The sequence below is a fragment of the Streptomyces sp. NPDC003016 genome, from assembly GCF_053591455.1.
In genome coordinates this window covers 1-17401 of the sequence record NZ_JBSFTV010000031.1, presented here as the reverse complement: position 1 = coordinate 17401, position 17401 = coordinate 1, and the positions used below count along the sequence as shown (strand labels likewise).

Sequence of the window (17401 nt, the reverse complement as noted above, 5' to 3'; positions counted from 1 at the left end):
CACTCTCGTCCCACGCGCGAAGGGCGGGCAATAGACAGTCTGTCTATCGCCCGCCCTCCTGGAACAGCGTCCTGATCAGCCCTCGATCGAGGTCATCACGTGCTTGATGCGCGTGTAGTCCTCGAAGCCGTACGCCGAGAGGTCCTTGCCGTAACCGGACTTCTTGAAGCCGCCGTGCGGCATCTCCGCGACCAGCGGGATGTGGGTGTTGATCCACACGCAGCCGAAGTCGAGGTTCTTGGACATGCGCATCGCCCGCGCGTGGTCCTTGGTCCACACCGAGGACGCCAGCGCGTAGTCGACGCCGTTGGCCCACTCCAGGGCCTGCGCCTCGTCCGTGAAGGACTGGACGGTGATGACGGGGCCGAAGACCTCGTTCTGGATGATCTCGTCGTCCTGCTTGAGGCCGGAGACGACGGTCGGGGCGTAGAAGTAGCCCTTGTCGCCGACCCGCTCGCCGCCCGCCTCGACCTTGGCGTGCGCCGGGAGGCGCTCGATGAAGCCGCTGACCTGCTTGAGCTGGTTGGCGTTGTTCAGCGGGCCGTAGAGCACGTCCTCGTCGTCCGGCTGCCCGGTCTTCGTGTCGGCGGCGGCCTTCGCCAGCGCGGTCACGAACTCGTCGTGGATCGACTCCTGTACGAGCACGCGCGTCGCGGCGGTGCAGTCCTGGCCGGCGTTGAAGAAGCCCGCGACCGAGATGTCCTCGACGGCCTTGGCGATGTCGGTGTCGTCGAAGACGACGACCGGCGCCTTGCCGCCGAGCTCCAGGTGGACGCGCTTGACGTCCTTGGCGGCGGACTCGGCGACCTGCATGCCGGCCCGTACGGAACCGGTGATGGAGGCCATCGCCGGGACCGGGTGCTCGACCATCGCGCGGCCGGTGTCACGGTCGCCGCAGACGACGTTGAAGACGCCCTTGGGGACGATCGAGCCGATGATCTCGGCCATCAGGACGGTCGACGCCGGGGTCGTGTCCGAGGGCTTGAGGACGACCGTGTTGCCCGCGGCGAGCGCCGGGGCGAACTTCCACACGGCCATCATCATCGGGTAGTTCCACGGCGCGACCTGCGCGCAGACGCCGACCGGCTCGCGGCGGACGATGGAGGTCAGCCCCTCCATGTACTCGCCGGCCGAGCGGCCTTCGAGCAGCCGGGCCGCGCCCGCGAAGAAGCGGATCTGGTCGACCATGGGCGGCAGTTCCTCGGTCCGCGTGAGACCGAGCGGCTTGCCGGTGTTCTCGGACTCGGCCGCGATCAGCTCCTCGGCGCGCTCCTCGAAGGCATCCGCGATCTTGAGCAGCGCTTTCTGACGCTCCGCGGGCGTGGTGTCGCGCCAGGCCGGGAAGGCCGCGGCGGCGGCGGCCATGGCGGCGTCGACGTCCTCCTGGCCGGAGAGCGGCGAGGTGGCGTACACGTCGCCCGTGGCCGGGTTGACCACGTCGATGGTCCGCCCGTCGGCGGCGTCGCGGAACTCTCCGTCGATGTAGTTGCGCAGGCGGCGCAGTTCGGTGGTCACAGCCACCCCTTCCCTGGTCGGATGTCCGATTACTGAGATCCCCACCCTAGTCGCTCGGTTGTCGCTTTCGACATACCCGGATGCCAGGAACTTCGGATTCAGCAAGTTCCAGCGCCTCAAACAACGAATTTCATCGGTTTGGGGTTGCGGAACGGTCGAGACGTCGTGCACAGTGAAGACGTGGCCAGTAGAAGCGCAGATTCCAGAACCGGGAACGGCTCGTCCCCAACGGTCGATGCCGTGTCTCTGGCGATCATCGAGCAGCTCCAGGAGGACGGACGCCGTCCTTACGCCTCCATCGGCAAGGCCGTGGGCCTCTCCGAGGCGGCCGTGCGCCAGCGCGTGCAGAAGCTGCTCGACCAGGGCGTGATGCAGATCGTCGCCGTCACCGACCCGCTCACCGTGGGCTTCCGGCGGCAGGCCATGGTCGGCATCAACGTCGAGGGCGACCTCGACCCCGTCGCCGATGCGCTGACGGCCATGGCCGAGTGCGAGTACGTGGTGATGACCGCGGGCTCCTTCGACCTCATGGTGGAGATCGTCTGCGAGGACGACGACCACCTGCTCGAAGTGATCAACCGACGGATCCGGACGCTCCCCGGCGTGCGATCCACCGAGAGCTTCGTCTACCTCAAGCTGAAGAAGCAGACCTACATGTGGGGAACCCGATAGTCGTGAGCCAGGACCTCTCCAAGACCGCGTACGACCACCTGTGGATGCATTTCACCCGCATGTCGTCGTACGAGAACGCGCCCGTGCCCACCATCGTGCGTGGTGAGGGCACCTACATCTACGACGACAAGGGCAGGAAGTACCTCGACGGCCTCTCCGGCCTCTTCGTGGTGAACGCCGGCCACGGCCGCCACGAGCTCGCCGAGACCGCGTACAAGCAGGCGCAGGAACTCGCCTTCTTCCCGATCTGGTCGTACGCCCACCCCAAGGCCGTCGAGCTGGCCGAGCGCCTCGCCAACTACGCCCCGGGCGACCTGAACAAGGTCTTCTTCACCACCGGTGGCGGCGAGGCGGTCGAGACCGCGTGGAAGCTGGCGAAGCAGTACCACAAGCTCACCGGCAACTACACCAAGTACAAGGTGATCTCCCGCGCGGTGGCCTACCACGGCACCCCGCAGGGCGCCCTGTCCATCACCGGCCTGCCGGCCCTGAAGGCCCCCTTCGAGCCGCTCGTCCCGGGTGCGCACAAGGTGCCGAACACCAACATCTACCGCGCGTCGATCCACGGCGACGACCCGGTGGCCTTCGGCCGCTGGGCCGCCGACCAGATCGAGCAGGAGATCCTCTTCGAGGGCCCCGAGACCGTCGCGGCCGTCTTCCTGGAGCCGGTGCAGAACGCCGGCGGCTGCTTCCCGCCGCCGCCCGGATACTTCCAGCGGGTCCGCGAGATCTGCGACAAGTACGACGTGCTGCTCGTCTCCGACGAGGTCATCTGCGCCTTCGGCCGCCTCGGCACGATGTTCGCGTGCGACAAGTTCGACTACGTACCGGACATGATCACCTGCGCCAAGGGCATGACGTCGGGCTACTCCCCGATCGGCGCGTGCATCATCTCGGACAAGATCGCCGAGCCGTTCTACAAGGGTGACAACACCTTCCTGCACGGCTACACCTTCGGTGGCCACCCGGTCTCCGCGGCGGTCGGCTGCGCGAACCTCGACATCTTCGAGCGCGAGGGCCTCAACCAGCACGTGCTCGACAACGAGGACGCGTTCTTCTCGACGCTGAAGAAGCTGAACGACCTGCCGATCGTCGGCGACGTCCGCGGCAACGGCTTCTTCTACGGCATCGAGCTGGTCAAGGACAAGGCCACGAAGGAGACCTTCACGGACGAGGAGACGGAGCGCGTGCTCTACGGCTTCCTCTCCAAGGCCCTCTTCGAGAACGGTCTGTACTGCCGCGCCGACGACCGTGGCGACCCGGTCGTCCAGCTCGCCCCGCCGCTGATCTCCACCCAGGAGACCTTCGACGAGATCGAGGGCATCATGCGTCAGGTGCTCACGGAGGCCTGGACCAAGCTCTGAGCCAGGTCAGGCTGCTCTGATCGTATGACCCCAGCGCGGCCCGGATTCGCCCGTTCGAGTGAGAACGGACGCATCCGGGCCGCGCGCTTGACACGCCACCACGTCCTGAATACTTACGGTGCCCAGTGACCGATCGGCCCCGTCTTCGTTCCGCCATACGGGGGAACGGGATATCTGCTGTGACACTCAAGACGCGCTGTGACATTCAAGACGTGAGGTGTACGCCATGGTGGCCCCGCCCGACAACGATGTGCTCTGGGCACGCTCCCTGCACTACTCGCACAGCGGCTCCCCCGCCCTCACCGGCGTCTCGCTGGGCGTGCGCGAGGGCGAGATCCTCGCCGTCGACGGCCCGCGCGGCAGCGGCAAGACGACCCTCCTCCAGTGCCTCTCCGGCCAGCTGGTCCCCGAGGAGGGCGAAGTGTGGTTCAACAGCGCGCCCGTGCACACCATGAGCCCCGTGCTGCGCGAGCGGCTGCGCCGCGACCGGTTCGGCTGGATCGACCCCGAACCCCGGCTCCTGCCGGAACTGAACGCCTGGGAGAACGCGGCCCTGCCGCTCCTCCTGCACGGCACCTCGCACCGCGCCGCGAAGAAGACCGCCATGGAGTGGCTGGAGCGGCTCGACATCGGCGCGGTCGCCCGCAAGCGGCCTGCCGTGCTCCTGCAGTCCCAGCGCCAGCGGATCGCCATCGCCCGCGCGCTGGTCGGCACGCCGGCGGTGCTGTTCGCGGACGAGCCGACGGCGCCGCTGCACCGCAGGGACCGCGCCCAGGTGCTGCGCACGCTCACCGCCGCGGCCCGCTCGCACAACATCACGGTCGTCCTCGCGACGCACGACGCGGAGGTGGCGATGCTCGCGGACCGTACGGTGTCGCTGCTCGACGGGCGCCGCGTCACCCCCGTGCAGACGGACGGCGCGGAAGGCCGGGCCGCGTGCTCGCTCTCCGTCTAGCCCGTGGCACCCGCCCGCCGGTCCTGCTGCGCCGACTGCTGGTCGCGGTGGCATCGGGCGGCGTGGGTCTCCTCCTCCTGTGCACCCTGGGTCACGCGATGGGCCATCCCGCGCAGTCCCGGGACTCCGGGCTGCGCCTGCTCTGGTGCCTGGCCCCGCTCGCGGCCACCGTGTACTTCGCGGTGGCCGTGGCCCGCACCGAACCCGGTACGAACCCGCCGCGCGCGGGGCTCTCCGCCGTCGGCCTCGGCCCGGCCCGCCTCGCGGTGCTCGCGGCCGTGTCCACGGCCGCCTCCTGCACCCTGGGCAGCGCGCTGGCGCTCCTCCTCTTCCTCCACCTGCGCGGCGGTCTCGTCCGCCTGCCCTTCGACGGTGCGGCGGCCGGGCTGCTGGCCGCGGGCCGGCCGTTGCCGTCGGCCGCCGTGCTCACCCTGCTGAGCCTGGTGCCGGTCACGGCGGCGGCCGCGAGCGCCGTGGCGCTGCGCCCGCGCCGCCCGAAGCGCGCCGGTGAGCAGCCCTCCGCGCCCCTGCCTCCCGCCGGTCTGCCGTGGGGGGTGGCCCTCGTCGCCGCGGGCCTCGCGGTCGAGACCTACGCGAGCCGCGGCGCTCCCGGCGCGCCGCTCCCGCTGCCGGGCCGGCTGGACGTGGTCCCGCCCGGTGTCCTGGCCGGCTGGGCCCTGACCGCCCTCGGCCTCGCCCTCGCGGGCCCCGGGCTGACCCACCTCGCCGGCCTCCTGCTCCAGTGCGCGCGCCCGGGCGCGGTGCGGCTGCTCGCGGGCCGCGTCCTGATGGACGAGGCCCGCCGGATCGGCCGCCCGCTGGGCGTGGTGTGCGCGGTGGCGTCGGCGGGGATCGCCGCGGCGACCCTGCGCGACGCCGGCTCCGCCCCCTTCGGCCCCCTGACCGGCCTGGGCGCGGCGCTGGTGACGGGCTGCACGGTCGCCACGCTGCTGATGGCGGCCCTGGAGGCGAAACACGCCCGCACGGCCACCACGGAAACCCTGGCCCGCATGGGCGCCCCCGCCCAGGCCCTCCGTACGGCAGCGGCCCTGAGAGCGACCGCCGTCCTGACCGTCTTCACCCCGGTGACCTGCGCCCTGGCCGTCCTGGCGGCCCTCCCCCTGACCGCCTGATCCCCGCCCGGCCCACGTCCCGCCCGAGCGGCCCCCACCCCGGGGCCGGGCCCGTCCCCGGCCCCGCTCCCCCCGGCGACACGCCGCACCGCCCACCGCCTAGCATCGTCGCGTGCCTCACCTCACGGACCCCGACGCCCGCCACGACCACGACCACGAGATCGAGACCCTCGCCGAGTTCGACGCCGTCGTGGCGCGCGGCTCGCTCGGCGGCTACCGCGTCCAGGCCGTCGACCTGACGGCCCGTACCCCCGACCTCCTCGCCGTCACCACGTCCGGGGCCGTGTTCCTCGGCTGCCCCATGCATCCCGACGGCCTCGCCAAGGTCCGCGCGGACGGCGCCCTCGTCTTCCCGCCCGTCCCGGACCTGCCCTTCGACCCGTACCGCGGTCTGCTCTACACCGCCGACACCCTCTTCGAGCACCTGGAGCAGGGGTACGACGCCACCCCCGACGCCCTCGCGTACGCCTGGTTCCAGCGCACCAAGGCCGACGGCGACATTTTCGCCTCGATGCTCCGCTCCCTCCACGACGACGCCGTCTCGGACGCCCTCGACGAACACCTCGCCGGCGCCCGCGTCGTCGGCGTCATGGGCGGCCACGCCATGGCCCGCGGCACCACCGCCTACGCCGGCGCCGCACGCCTCGGCCGCACCCTCGCCCGCAGCGGCCTGACCGTCGCCACCGGCGGCGGCCCCGGCGCGATGGAGGCGGCGAACCTCGGCGCGTACCTGGCCCCCCTCCGGGACGACGCCGTACTCGACGACGCCCTCCAGCTCCTCGCCAAGGTCCCGTCCTTCACCCCCTCCGTCACCGACTGGGCCCGCACCGCCTTCGAGATCCGCGACCGCTGGCCGTCCGGCGGCGACTCCATCGCCGTCCCCACCTGGTTCTACGGCCACGAGCCCCCGAACGCCTTCGCCGGCCACATCGCCAAGTACTTCGCCAACGCCACCCGCGAGGACGGCCTCCTCGCGCGCTGCAACGCCGGTGTCGTCTTCCTGCCCGGCGCGGCCGGCACGGTCCAGGAGGTCTTCGACAACGCGACCCCCAACTACTACGAGTCGCGCGGCGAACCGACCCCCATGGTGCTGGTGAACCGCGCCCACTGGACCGAGAAGCTCCCCGCCTGGCCCCTGCTCCGGTCCCTGGCGAAGGCCCGCCCGATGGAGTCCCGCATCGCCCTGGTCGACACCGTCGAAGAGGCGCCGGCGGCGCTGGCCCGGCTAGCCGCCGAGTAAGCCGGCGAGGCGCTCGTACGACCGGTCCCAGCTCCACTCCGTACGCACCCGGTGCCGCCCCTTCTCGCCCATCGCCCGGGCGATGAGGGGGTCGTGGAGCATCCGCACCAGCCGCTCCGCGACGGCCGTCCCCGACCGCCCGTCGACGACGTACCCCGTCTCCCCGTCCCGTACGGCGTCCGGCGCGCCGCCCGAGTCGCCCACCAGCACCGGCAGTCCGGCGGCGGCCGCCTCCAGGAAGACGATGCCGAGCCCCTCCACCTCCAGCCCGCGCTTGCGCGTGCGGCACGGCATCGCGAAGACGTCGGCGGCGGCGTAGAAGGACGGCATGGTCCCGTGCGGGTGGCCGCCCGCGAAGACCACGGCGTCCGTGACCCCGTGCTCGGCCGCCAGCCGGCGCAGCCGGCGTTCGTACGGCCCGTCGCCGACGAGCAGCAGCACGGCGCCGGGCACTTCGCGCCGCACCCTCCCCAGCGCTCTGATCAGCGTGTCCTGTCCCTTGCGGGCGACGAGCCTGGCGGCGCACAGGATCACCGGCCGGCCGGCGAGGCCGTACCTCTCCCGTACCGGCGCCGCGTCGAGACCGGGCCGGAAGACGGCGGTGTCGACCCCCGGAACGAGCCGTTCCAGCCGCACGCCGGGCCCGAGGGCCGCCGCGACGGGGGTACGGGTGCTCGCCCCGAGGTACGTCACCGTGTCGACCCGCGCCCCGATCCGCCGCAGCGCTGCCCGCGCGCCCGGCGTGCGCGCCCACCACACCTCGTGACCGTGCGTCGTCGCGACGGCGGTCCGTATCCCGGCCTCGCGGCGCAGCCGCTCCGCCATCAGTCCCAGCGGCGCCGCCGCCCCGAACCACACCCGGTCGCAGCCGTACCGGCGGGCGATCTCGGCCGACCGGACGGCGGTCCGGCGGGTGGGCAGCAGCGTCCGCACCGGTTCACGGACGACGGGGTACGGGAGAGTCGCGTCATAGGCCGCCCAGCCCGGCTCCGACGAGGTGTGGACGACCACCTCGTCGGCGGGGAAACGGCTGGTCATGGCGTGCACGAAGGTCTCTATGCCGCCCTGCCGGGGCGGGAAGTCGTTGGTGACGACGAGGGTGCGGGTCATGTCAGGGCCTTTCGCGGAACGGGGGCGGGTACGCGCCGGGCGCCCGGGGGGCACCGGGGCAGCGCCCAGAGCACCAGCGGGTAGACGAGGTAGCCGAAGCGGGTGGCGGGCATCAGGGACATGGCGAGCCCGAGGCCGAGCGCGAGGCGGTCCGCGGCGGCGAGGACGGTGCGGGGCGGCCGTACGCAGAGGGAGACCGCGATCAGCAGGGCGCTCACCGCCAGCAGCGTCAGGGCGATCACCGTGCCGCCCGGGACGTACGCGGCGAGGAGGTGGCCGGGCAGCGGGCTGGCCGCCGGCGAGGCCGCCGCACCGAGGCCGAGGGGGAAGGCGACGACGTTCGCGTGGAAACCTCCGGGGTCCGCGATCACGAACGGCGCGACGGCCACCGCGGCCGCCGCCAGGGCCACCGCGGCGCACCGCGTCGCGGCCCGTCCCCCGTGCCGTACGGCGAGAAGGGCGAGAGCCACCGCGAGGGCCGGCCAGGCCGTCCACTTGAGCGCGGCGGCCGCGCCGAGGACCAGCCCCGCCTGCCAGGGCCCGCCCCGGCCGGCCAGCGCGAGCCCCAGGCACATGAGCCCCACGACGGGCAGGTCCGTGCCGCCCACGCACAGGGGCAGGGCGACGACCGGGCACGCGACCAGCCACGCCGTAGCGCCACCGCGTCCCGTACCCGTACCCGTGCCCGCGCCCGCGCCCGCGCCCGCGCTCGCGGCGGCCAGTGCACCGGCGAACACCGCGCCCGTCCACCAGCGGGGATCACCGGGCAGCAGGCCGAAGACCGCCATGCCCGGCAGGTACGGGTTGAAGTCGGCGACGACGGAGGGATCGGGGGCGTACGGGCTGCCGGTCGCGAGCAGCAGCTCTCCCGAGCGCTCCACGACGGCGACTTCGAGCTGTGCGAGCCCGGTGGAGGCGAGGACGGCGAGCGGCGCCAGCACCGCGCCGGCCACGGCGACCGCCCGGGAGGCGGTCAGGGACGCGGGCCTGGAAGGGGTCCTGGAGGCGGCCCGGGACGCGGTGAGCGCGGCGACGCCGTAGCCGAGGGCCGCGGTCAGGCCCCACACCCGGTGGGGCGCGAGGCCGGACAGCGCGGCGAGGGCGAGCGCGGCGGCCGCGCAGGCGGCCCATCCGTACCGCTCGCGGGCCGGTGCGCAGACCGGAACACGGAGCTCATTCATGCGGTGCAACGCTAGGAATCGCCCGCTTCCACGGCGTCACACGACGATCCGATCCTTGCCGTCAACCCGTGGCATGACATCCGGCGCCCGGCTCCACCCGTGCGGTGACGCGCACCGTCGGTCCCGTACGAAGAATGGGGGCATGAGTCCGTCCCCCCGGCAGCGCTTCCGCGCCTGGATCGCCGCCCCCGCCTACCCCTGGATCACCGGTGGCGCGCTGACGGCCCTCGCGGTCGCGGAACTGTTCGCCTACTCCGGTTCCGTGACGATCGCGACCGGGGTGCTGCTCTCCGCCGCCTCGCTGATGTGGCGGCGCTCGTGCCCGCCCGTCGCGGTGCTCACGGTCGCCGCGGGCCTGGTCGCCTTCGCCGCGGGCACCAGCCTCTACGTCTGCACCATCGTCAGCGGACTGGCGGGCTTCTACACGCTGGGGCGCCACCGAGTCCACCACCCGGCGATCCTCGTCGCGGGCGGCGCCCTGGGCTCCCTCGCCGTGAACCTCGCGCACATCGCCGGCTGGTCGCGCCAGGACGGGCTGCCGGTCCCCGACCTCGGGGGACCCGGTTCGCTGGGCCTCTTCGCCGAGGCGTTCGTGCTGTCGGTGGTGCTCCTGGGGGCGGTGTCGATGGGTGACGCGGTACGTGCCCGCGAGGAGACCCGCTGCGAACGCGCCCTGACCCAGGCCCAGTTGATCGCCATGGAGCGGCAGCAGGCCGCCGAGGCGGAACGGGCCGCCATCGCCCGCGAGTTGCACGACATCGTCGCGCACTCGGTGTCGATGATCGCGGTGCAGGCGGAGAGCGCGACGTACACCGTCCCGGGACTCTCCCCCGGCGCCCGCGACGGCTTCCAGCAGATCGCGTCCACCGCCCGCGCCTCGATGGCCGAGCTGCGCCGCCTGCTCGGCGTGCTGCGCGCCCCGCAGGGCTCCACGGCCCTCACGGCCCCGCAGCCCACCCTCGCCCACCTCGCCGAACTGCTCGACCAGCACCGGGCGGTGGGCGGCGAGGCCGAGCTCAGGATCACCGGCGAGCAGGTCGCGCTGCCCGCCGCCTGGGAGCTGTCGGCGTACCGCATCGTGCAGGAGGCGCTGACCAACGCGCGCAAGCACGCGCCGGGCGCCCGTACGGTGGTGGAGATCGATTACGGCTCGGACCGGCTGGCGCTGCGCATCGGCGACGACGGACCGGGGCCCGCCGGACCGCGTACGACCGGCCACGGGCTGACCGGGATGCGCGAGCGGGCGGCCCTGGTCGGCGGCGGACTGAGCGCGGGCCCGGGCCCGGACGGCGGTTTTCTGGTGGAGGGGGAGCTTCCTTGGTGATCAGGGCGATGGTGGCCGACGACCAGGCGGTCGTACGGACGGGGTTCGTGAGCCTGCTCGCCACCCAGGACGACATCGAGGTGGTCGGCGAGGCCGAGGACGGCGCGCAGGCGGTCCGGGTCGCCGCCGAGACGCGCCCCGACCTGGCCCTGCTCGACATCCGCATGCCGCACAAGAACGGCATCGAGGCCGCCCGTGAGATTCTCGCCGCCTCCGACGGCGCGACGAAGGTGCTGATGCTGACGACCTTCGGTCTGGACGAGTACGTGTACGAGGCGCTGGCCGCCGGAGCCGGTGGCTTCCTGCTCAAGGACGCGACCTTCCCCGAACTGCTGCACGCCGTGCGGGTGGTGGCGGCCGGGAACGCGCTGCTCTCGCCCGAGATCACCAAGCGGCTGATCGGGGAGTTCATCAGCGGACGGGCCGCCCCGCGGCCGGTGCGCACGGTCGGGGAGCTGACCGCCCGCGAGGCCGAGGTGCTGGTGCTGATCGCGCAGGGCCTGTCGAACGCCGACATCGCCCACCGGCTGACGATCACCGACCACACCGTGAAGACCCACATCAACCGGCTCTTCACGAAGATGGGGCTCAGGGACCGCGCGCAGGCGGTGATCCTGGCCTACGAACTGGGTCTGGTACGCCCGGGAACGAGCGCCTGACGAGCGTGACCACCAGAGCCGCACGCGCGAACATCGACCCCGTCTCCGCCGGGGCCCCGGTCCCCGGCCCGGACCGGGCCGTCCACGACGAGGACGGTACGGCCACGGCCTGCCGGGGCGCGTGCCCGAGTGCTGGGCCTTCCTCGACACGGACTGGACCGAGGTCGCGAACACGGGCGCGGCCTTCGACCGCTGCACCTTCCCCGGCGTACGGTTCCACGTCTCGCGGCACTCGGGCGCGGCCTTCACGAACTGCACGTTCCGTCGCTGCACGTTCTTCGACACCCGCTTCACCGCCTGCGAGTTCGCCGGCAGTCCCTTCCGGCAGTCGACGTTCACGCTCTTCCAGGTGACCGGCGGGAACTGGTCGTTCGCCGGCCTGCCGGGCGCCGACCTGCGCGGGGCCGTCTTCGACGGCGTGCGGATGCGGGAGGCCGACCCGACGGCCGCGCGGCTGGAGAAGGCGGGTATGACCGGGACGGACCCGTCCGGGGCGATGCCGCACAGCTCCGGCTGACCGGCGCGGACCTGCGCGGCAGCGATCTGTCGGCCCTGGATCCGCTGACGGTGGAGCTGTCAGGCGCGACGGTCGGCCTCGATCGGTCCACCGTGATCGCCGGCGCTCTGGGGCTCGCCGCCGCCTGACGCGTCACCTGACGCACCTGACGCGAGGGGCTCCAGCACCACGACGTCCTCCACGGCGAAGGCGACACCCACCCGTGCCCCCTCCTCGGGCGCTTCCCGCAGCGCGCACTCCGCCTCCAGCCCCGGCCCGTCCGCGGGCCGCAGCAGTACGGCGACGTGGTTGCCCCGGAAGGTGCGCGCCGTGACCGTGCAGGGCAGCCCGTCCGCGGCCGGGACCATCCTGACGCCCGCCGGACGGACCAGCAGACGGCCCTCGCCCTGCGCCGATCCGGCCGGGACGGGAATCTTGCCCCACACCGTGTCGGCGGCCTCGCCACCGACCGTCGCCGCGACGACGTTGTCGAAGCCGAGGAAGCGGGCGACGAACTCGGAGGCCGGCCGCTGCCAGACCTCCAGCGGCGTACCGGTCTGCGCGATCCGCCCGTCGCGCATGACCACCACCCGGTCGGCGAGCGCGAAGGCCTCGCCCTGGTCGTGCGTGACGGCCAGTACGGTCGTGCCCAGCCGCCCGAAGAGCTGACGCAGCTCGACGACGAGGCGCTCGCGCAGGCCCCGGTCGAGCTGGCCCAGCGGCTCGTCGAGCATCAGCAGCTTCGGCTGCGGCGCGAGCGCCCGCGCCAGCGCGACCCGCTGCTGTTCACCGCCCGACAGGGTGCTGATCGCCCGGTGTCCGGCGCCCGGCAGGCCGACCAGCTCCAGCAGCTCGGCGACCCGCCACGCCTGCTCCGCCTTCCCCTCCCCCCGCATCCGCAGCCCGAAGGCGACATTGCCGCCGACGTCGCGCTGCGGGAAGAGCTGGTGGTCCTGGAACATCAGGCCGACCCCGCGCCGGTGCACCGGCACCCCGCGCTGGTCGCGCCCGTCGAGCAGCACCCGCCCCGCGTCCGCCGGCTGAAGGCCCGCGACGACCCGCAGCAGCGTGGACTTCCCGCTGCCGCTCGGCCCGAGCACACACACGATCTCGTGGTCGGCGACCTCCAGGTCCACGGCGTCCAGTGCCGCCCGCTTCCCGAACCGCACGGTCGCCCCGTCCAGTCGCAGCATCAGAACTCCCCGGATACGGATCGGTCGGGCCGCATGCGTTCGAGGACCAGCAGCGACACCGCGCACACCACCATCAGAATCGTGCTCAGGGCCATCGCCTGCCCGTAGCTGAGGTCCCCGGCCCGCCCGAGCAGCCGCGCCACGGCCACCGGCAGCGTCGGGTTGTCGGGCCGCGCGATGAAGACGGTCGCCCCGAACTCGCCCAGCGACACGGCGAAGGCGAACCCGGCGGCGACGAGCAGCGCCCGCCGCACCATCGGCAGGTCGACCTCCCGCCACGCCCGCAGCGGCGAGGCCCCGAGCACGGCCGCCGCCTCGCGCAGCCGCCCGTCGACCGCCCGCAGGACGGGCAGCATGGTCCGTACGACGAAGGGCACACCCACCAGCGCCTGCGCCAGCGGCACCAGGATCCACGACGTCCGCAGATCCAGCGGCGGCCGGTCGAGCGTGATGAGGAAACCGAAGCCCACCGTCACGGCGGACACGCCCAGCGGCAGCATCAGCAGCGCGTCGAAGCCGCGCACGAGCCGCCCGGCGCGCCGGGTCAGGGCCGCCGCCGCGAGCCCGCCCACGACCAGCGCGACGGCGGTCGCCACCAGGGCGTACTCCAGCGAGTTCCATACCGCCTCAAGCGGCGGCACGAGGAAGGTGCCCCCGCTCGCACCCGCCGACTGAAGGGCGCGGTAGTAGCCGAGCCCGTACCCGTCGGGCCCGTCCAGCGACCGCTCGACGAGCACCCCGAGCGGCACCAGAACCAGGAGCACCACCGTCACCAGCACGCCGCCCAGCAGCGTCCACTGCCCGGCCCCGCGCGGCGGCCGCGACGTCCGCGCCGCGTCGACGAGCCTCAGGGCGCTCTCCCTGCGCCGTACGGTCCACGCGTGTACGGCGAGGATCGCGCCCACCGCCGCGAACTGCACCAGCGTCAGCACGGCGGCGGTCGGCAGGTCCAGGAGCTGCGCGGTCTGCCGGTATATCTCCACCTCCAGGGTGGAGTAGGCGGGCCCGCCGAGGATCTGCACGACGCCGAAGGAGGTGAAGGTGAAGAGGAAGACCATCAGCGCGGCGGCGGCGACGGCGGGCACGAGCGCCGGCAGCGTCACCCGCCGCCAGGCCGCGAACCGCCCGGCCCCGAGGACCCGCGCGGCCTCCTCCTGGCGCGGGTCGAGCTGCGACCACAGGCCGCCCACGGTCCGTACGACGACCGCGTAGTTGAAGAAGACGTGCGCGAGCAGGATCGCCCACACGCTGGTGTCGAGCCGTACGCCCCACACCTCGTCCAGCAGCCCGCCCCGCCCGAGCAGTGCCAGGAACGCGGTTCCGACGACGACCGTCGGCAGCACGAAGGGCACGGTGACCACGGCGCGCAGCAGCTGCTTGCCGGGAAAGTCGAGCCGGGCGAAGACGTACGCCGCCGGAAGCGCGATCAGCAGGGTCAGCGCCGTCGAGGCGAGCGCCTGCCACGTGGTGAACCACAGCACGTCGAGGACGGCCGGATCGGCGAGCACCTCACCGATCCGGCCGAGCCGCCAGACGCCGTCCACCTGGAGCCCGCGCCCCACGATCGCGGTCACGGGGTAGGCGAAGAAGACCGCGAAGAACGCGACGGGCGCGGCCATGAGACCGAGCCGCACCGCGCTCCCGCGCGTCTTCCTGGTTACTTCAGGACGAGCGAGGACCACGACTTGACCCACTGCTCACGGTGGTCGGCGATCTTCTCCGGGGCCACGGTCCGCGGCTTGTCGACGACCACGCCGTGCTCCGTGAACAGCTCCGGCAGCTTCGCGTCCTCGACCACCGGGTTCACGAACATGTTCAGCGGCATGTCCTCCTGGAACTTCTTCCCGATGAGGAAGTCGATGAGCGCCTTGCCGCCCTCCTCGTTCTTCGCCCCCGTCAGCAGCCCCGCGAACTCGGTCTGCCGGAAGCAGGTACCGGTCGCGACACCGGTCGGCGCCTCCTCGGGCCGCGGCTCCGCGTACAGCACCTCGACGGGCGGGCTGGAGGCGTACGAGACGACGAGCGGCCGGTCGGCCTTCGCCTTCCTGCCACCGGCGGAACCGGAGAACTCCTCGTTGTACGCCTGCTCCCAGCCGTCCACGACCTTGACGCCGTTGTCCTTGAGCTTCTTCCAGTAGTCCTGCCAGCCGTCGTCGCCGTACTCCCCGACCGTGCCGAGCAGGAAGCCGAGGCCGGGCGAGGAGGTCGCGGCGTTCTCGGTGACGAGGAGGTTCTTGTACGCCGGCTCGACCAGGTCGTCGAAGGTCTTCGGCGGCGCGAGCTTCTTGTCGGCGAAGTACTTCTTGTCGTAGTTGACGCAGATGTCGCCGGTGTCGACGGGCGTGACGCGGTGCTTGTCGCGGTCGAGCTGGAGCTCGGCGGGCACCTCGCCGATCCCCTCGGCCTCGTACGGCGTGAAGATGCCGTTGTCCAGGGCCCGCGAGAGCAGCGTGTTGTCGACGCCGAAGAAGACGTCGCCGCGCGGGGAGCCCTTGGTCAGGATCTCCTGGTTGAGCGCGGCGCCCGCGTCCCCGCTCTTGAGGATCTCGACGGTGTAGCCGGTCTCCTCGGTGAACGCCTTCAGTACGGCGTCGGAGGCGTTGAACGAGTCGTGGCTGACCAGCGTCACGGTCTTGGACTTCGCTCCGTCACCGGACGCGGAATCGTTCCTGCTCCCGCACCCGGCGAGCGTCGAGGCGGCGAGCGCCGCGGCCACGGCGGTGACCGCGAGCTTCTTGGTGGTGTGCACTGAATTCCTCCTGGGATGGGACATCCAGGAAGAGACGCGGCCCTGCCCGCGGAAAACGGGCAGGGCGCAACAGCTCGAGTAGTGACCGAACTTCCTACCCAGAATGACCTGGGCAAGGTTCAGAGGGTCTGCGGCGTGCCGCACTCTCAGCGCTGTGGCGCTCCCCTGTCGGAATATGAAGATGTGCGGCCCACCGTACACGGGCCTTCCCGGCGGCCTATCGCTCGGTGGCCGCCAGCTGTCCGCACGCTCCGTCGATCTCCTGGCCACGGGTGTCCCGTACGGTCACGGGCACGCCGTGGGCCGCGATCGCCTCGACGAACGCCTTCTCGTCCTCGGGGCGGGAGGCGGTCCACTTCGAGCCCGGGGTCGGGTTGAGCGGGATCAGGTTGACGTGCACCCGCTTGCCCTTGAGGAGGCGGCCCAGCAGGTCGCCGCGCCACGCCTGGTCGTTGATGTCGCGGATCAGGGCGTACTCGATGGAGATGCGGCGGCCGGACTTCTCGGCGTACTCCCACGCCGCGTCCAGTACCTCCCGGACCTTCCAGCGCGTGTTGACCGGCACGAGGGTGTCGCGCAGCTCGTCGTCGGGCGCGTGCAGCGAGACGGCGAGGCGGCACTTGAAGCCCTCGTCGGCGAAGCGCAGCATCGCCGGCACCAGGCCCACGGTCGACACGGTGATGCCGCGCTGCGACAGCCCGAGGCCGTCCGGCTCCGGGTCGGTCAGACGGCGGATCGCGCCGACGACCCTCTTGTAGTTGGCGAGCGGCTCGCCCATGCCCATGAAGACGATGTTGGACAGCCGCGCGGGGCCGCCGGGGACCTCGCCGTCGCGCAGCGCGCGCATGCCGTCCACGATCTGGTGCACGATCTCGGCGGTCGACAGGTTGCGGTCGAGTCCGGCCTGTCCGGTCGCGCAGAACGGGCAGTTCATGCCGCACCCGGCCTGCGACGAGATGCACATGGTGACCCGGTCCGGGTAACGCATCAGAACGGACTCGACGAGCGTCCCGTCGTGCATCTTCCACAGGGTCTTGCGCGTGGTGTCGTCGTCGCAGCTGATGTGGCGCAGCACGGTCATCAGCTCGGGCAGCAGCTCCGCCCGGAGCTTGTCGCGCGAGCCGGCGGGGATGTCGGTCCACTCGGCCGGGTCGTGCGCGTACCGCCCGAAGTAGTGCTGCGACAGCTGCTTGGCGCGGAACGGCTTCTCGCCGATCGCGGCCACGGCCTCGCGGCGCTCGGCGGGCGTGAGGTCGGCGAGGTGGAGCGGGGGCTTCTTGGCTCCGCGCGGCGCGACGAAAGTGAGTTCTCCAGGTACAGGCATGGTCCATCCAGTGTCGCAGACGCTGCGCTGTGACCAGCCTGACAACGAATCCGCAGCGGTCGTCAATGGGGGTCATTGGTCATCATTGGCGAGCCTCGGACGGCCCACAGACGGCCCGACCATGGGGCCTTGGTGGGCGCTAACGTTAGCGGCGCCGCTCGCGCGCGGCCCTTACTTCGATGCCCGCCATGGGTCGCTAACGATAGCGCCCCGGGTTGCTATCGATAGCAACCCTGATAGCGACCTAAACCATCCTTGATCAGGCCGTTAGCGGATAGCAGTCCTTCACCGCAGACCAGCGAAAACGGCTCTACAAGGGATCTCGCGACCCTTCCCATGGTCGCTATCACCGGGCGGCTGGCCGAACCGCGCGGCAGGGCGTAGAGCTAGAAGGACCGCCCTTCGGGCGGGCGTCTTCTTGGCCGCCTGCCCTGGTACGGCGGTGCGCGCCGTGGGCGGCTGCGGGCCGCCGGGCGGCTCTCCTAG

15 protein-coding genes are annotated in these 17401 nt (G+C 72.3%); 8 read left to right on the top strand and 7 right to left on the bottom strand.

What is annotated here, in order from left to right; translation table 11 throughout:
• Window positions 1-75 precede the first annotated feature (75 nt).
• Complete coding sequence (locus ACWDZ4_RS24915) at window positions 76-1515, bottom strand: gamma-aminobutyraldehyde dehydrogenase (RefSeq protein ID WP_093798783.1); 1440 nt, start codon at window positions 1513-1515, stop codon at window positions 76-78.
• A 165-nt stretch (window positions 1516-1680) separates the two neighbouring features.
• Here ACWDZ4_RS24915 and ACWDZ4_RS24910 point away from each other — a divergent pair, with 165 nt between their 5' ends.
• The 5 genes from ACWDZ4_RS24910 (at window position 1681) to ACWDZ4_RS24890 (ending at window position 6879) form a co-directional block, all read left to right on the top strand.
• Window positions 1681-2187 carry an Lrp/AsnC family transcriptional regulator gene (locus ACWDZ4_RS24910; RefSeq protein ID WP_451510605.1) on the top strand — a complete coding sequence of 169 codons (507 nt, stop codon included), beginning with the start codon at window positions 1681-1683 and terminating at the stop codon, window positions 2185-2187.
• Window positions 2172-3551 (top strand): aspartate aminotransferase family protein, encoded by a 1380-nt coding sequence (locus ACWDZ4_RS24905; protein WP_451510604.1) that lies wholly within the window; start codon window positions 2172-2174, stop codon window positions 3549-3551. Before ACWDZ4_RS24910 ends, ACWDZ4_RS24905 begins: the two co-directional genes overlap by 16 nt.
• A gap of 226 nt (window positions 3552-3777) precedes the next feature.
• Complete coding sequence (locus ACWDZ4_RS24900) at window positions 3778-4506, top strand: ABC transporter ATP-binding protein (RefSeq protein ID WP_451510603.1); 729 nt, start codon at window positions 3778-3780, stop codon at window positions 4504-4506.
• A complete protein-coding gene (locus tag ACWDZ4_RS24895; RefSeq protein ID WP_451510602.1) occupies window positions 4488-5639 on the top strand; it encodes a hypothetical protein in 1152 nt (383 codons plus the stop codon). The genes ACWDZ4_RS24900 and ACWDZ4_RS24895 overlap by 19 nt, the downstream gene beginning before the upstream one ends.
• Before the next feature lie 112 nt (window positions 5640-5751).
• On the top strand, window positions 5752-6879 hold the full coding sequence (locus ACWDZ4_RS24890) for an LOG family protein (protein WP_451510601.1): 1128 nt from the start codon (window positions 5752-5754) through the stop codon (window positions 6877-6879).
• On the opposite strand, the gene ACWDZ4_RS24885 is transcribed toward ACWDZ4_RS24890, so the two are convergent.
• Together ACWDZ4_RS24885 and ACWDZ4_RS24880 are read right to left on the bottom strand one after the other, a co-directional pair.
• Window positions 6865-7989 carry a glycosyltransferase family 4 protein gene (locus tag ACWDZ4_RS24885; protein WP_451510600.1) on the bottom strand — a complete coding sequence of 375 codons (1125 nt, stop codon included), beginning with the start codon at window positions 7987-7989 and terminating at the stop codon, window positions 6865-6867. The two genes, ACWDZ4_RS24890 and ACWDZ4_RS24885, sit on opposite strands and share 15 nt — an antisense overlap.
• Window positions 7986-9170, bottom strand: a complete 1185-nt coding sequence (locus ACWDZ4_RS24880; protein ID WP_451510599.1) for a glycosyltransferase 87 family protein — start codon at window positions 9168-9170, stop codon at window positions 7986-7988. Before ACWDZ4_RS24880 ends, ACWDZ4_RS24885 begins: the two co-directional genes overlap by 4 nt.
• Before the next feature lie 142 nt (window positions 9171-9312).
• On the opposite strand from ACWDZ4_RS24880, the gene ACWDZ4_RS24875 reads away from it, so the two are divergent.
• The 3 genes from ACWDZ4_RS24875 (at window position 9313) to ACWDZ4_RS24865 (ending at window position 11670) form a co-directional block, all read left to right on the top strand.
• Window positions 9313-10494, top strand: a complete 1182-nt coding sequence (locus tag ACWDZ4_RS24875) for a sensor histidine kinase (protein ID WP_451510598.1) — start codon at window positions 9313-9315, stop codon at window positions 10492-10494.
• Window positions 10488-11153 (top strand): response regulator, encoded by a 666-nt coding sequence (locus tag ACWDZ4_RS24870; RefSeq protein ID WP_451510597.1) that lies wholly within the window; start codon window positions 10488-10490, stop codon window positions 11151-11153. The genes ACWDZ4_RS24875 and ACWDZ4_RS24870 overlap by 7 nt, the downstream gene beginning before the upstream one ends.
• A 121-nt stretch (window positions 11154-11274) precedes the next feature.
• Window positions 11275-11670 carry a pentapeptide repeat-containing protein gene (locus tag ACWDZ4_RS24865; protein WP_451510596.1) on the top strand — a complete coding sequence of 132 codons (396 nt, stop codon included), beginning with the start codon at window positions 11275-11277 and terminating at the stop codon, window positions 11668-11670.
• A 59-nt stretch (window positions 11671-11729) separates the two neighbouring features.
• Here ACWDZ4_RS24865 and ACWDZ4_RS24860 read toward each other — a convergent pair whose 3' ends face one another.
• From ACWDZ4_RS24860 to rlmN, 4 genes are all read right to left on the bottom strand, one after another.
• Entirely contained in the window at window positions 11730-12842 is a 1113-nt protein-coding gene (locus tag ACWDZ4_RS24860; protein WP_451510595.1) for an ABC transporter ATP-binding protein, read from the bottom strand.
• The gene (locus tag ACWDZ4_RS24855; RefSeq protein WP_451510594.1) at window positions 12842-14461 is read right to left on the bottom strand and encodes an ABC transporter permease; all 1620 of its coding nucleotides are present in this window, start codon (window positions 14459-14461) and stop codon (window positions 12842-12844) included. The genes ACWDZ4_RS24860 and ACWDZ4_RS24855 overlap by 1 nt, the downstream gene beginning before the upstream one ends.
• Window positions 14462-14499: 38 nt before the next feature.
• On the bottom strand, window positions 14500-15591 hold the full coding sequence (locus ACWDZ4_RS24850) for a thiamine ABC transporter substrate-binding protein (RefSeq protein ID WP_451510593.1): 1092 nt from the start codon (window positions 15589-15591) through the stop codon (window positions 14500-14502).
• Window positions 15592-15808: 217 nt separating this feature from the next.
• A complete protein-coding gene (rlmN, locus tag ACWDZ4_RS24845; RefSeq protein WP_451510592.1) occupies window positions 15809-16915 on the bottom strand; it encodes a 23S rRNA (adenine(2503)-C(2))-methyltransferase RlmN in 1107 nt (368 codons plus the stop codon).
• Window positions 16916-17401 lie beyond the last annotated feature (486 nt).

What these genes read in the sequence shown, in the direction of transcription:
- ACWDZ4_RS24860 (WP_451510595.1), bottom strand. Translation starts at nt 12,842, where the DNA reads ATGCTGCGACTGGACGGGGCGACCGTGCGGTTCGGGAAGCGGGCGGCA.
- ACWDZ4_RS24885 (WP_451510600.1), bottom strand. Translation starts at nt 7,989, where the DNA reads ATGACCCGCACCCTCGTCGTCACCAACGACTTCCCGCCCCGGCAGGGC.
- ACWDZ4_RS24875 (WP_451510598.1), top strand. Translation starts at nt 9,313, where the DNA reads ATGAGTCCGTCCCCCCGGCAGCGCTTCCGCGCCTGGATCGCCGCCCCC.
- rlmN (WP_451510592.1), bottom strand. Translation starts at nt 16,915, where the DNA reads ATGCCTGTACCTGGAGAACTCACTTTCGTCGCGCCGCGCGGAGCCAAG.
- ACWDZ4_RS24900 (WP_451510603.1), top strand. Translation starts at nt 3,778, where the DNA reads ATGGTGGCCCCGCCCGACAACGATGTGCTCTGGGCACGCTCCCTGCAC.
- ACWDZ4_RS24880 (WP_451510599.1), bottom strand. Translation starts at nt 9,170, where the DNA reads ATGAATGAGCTCCGTGTTCCGGTCTGCGCACCGGCCCGCGAGCGGTAC.
- ACWDZ4_RS24855 (WP_451510594.1), bottom strand. Translation starts at nt 14,461, where the DNA reads ATGGCCGCGCCCGTCGCGTTCTTCGCGGTCTTCTTCGCCTACCCCGTG.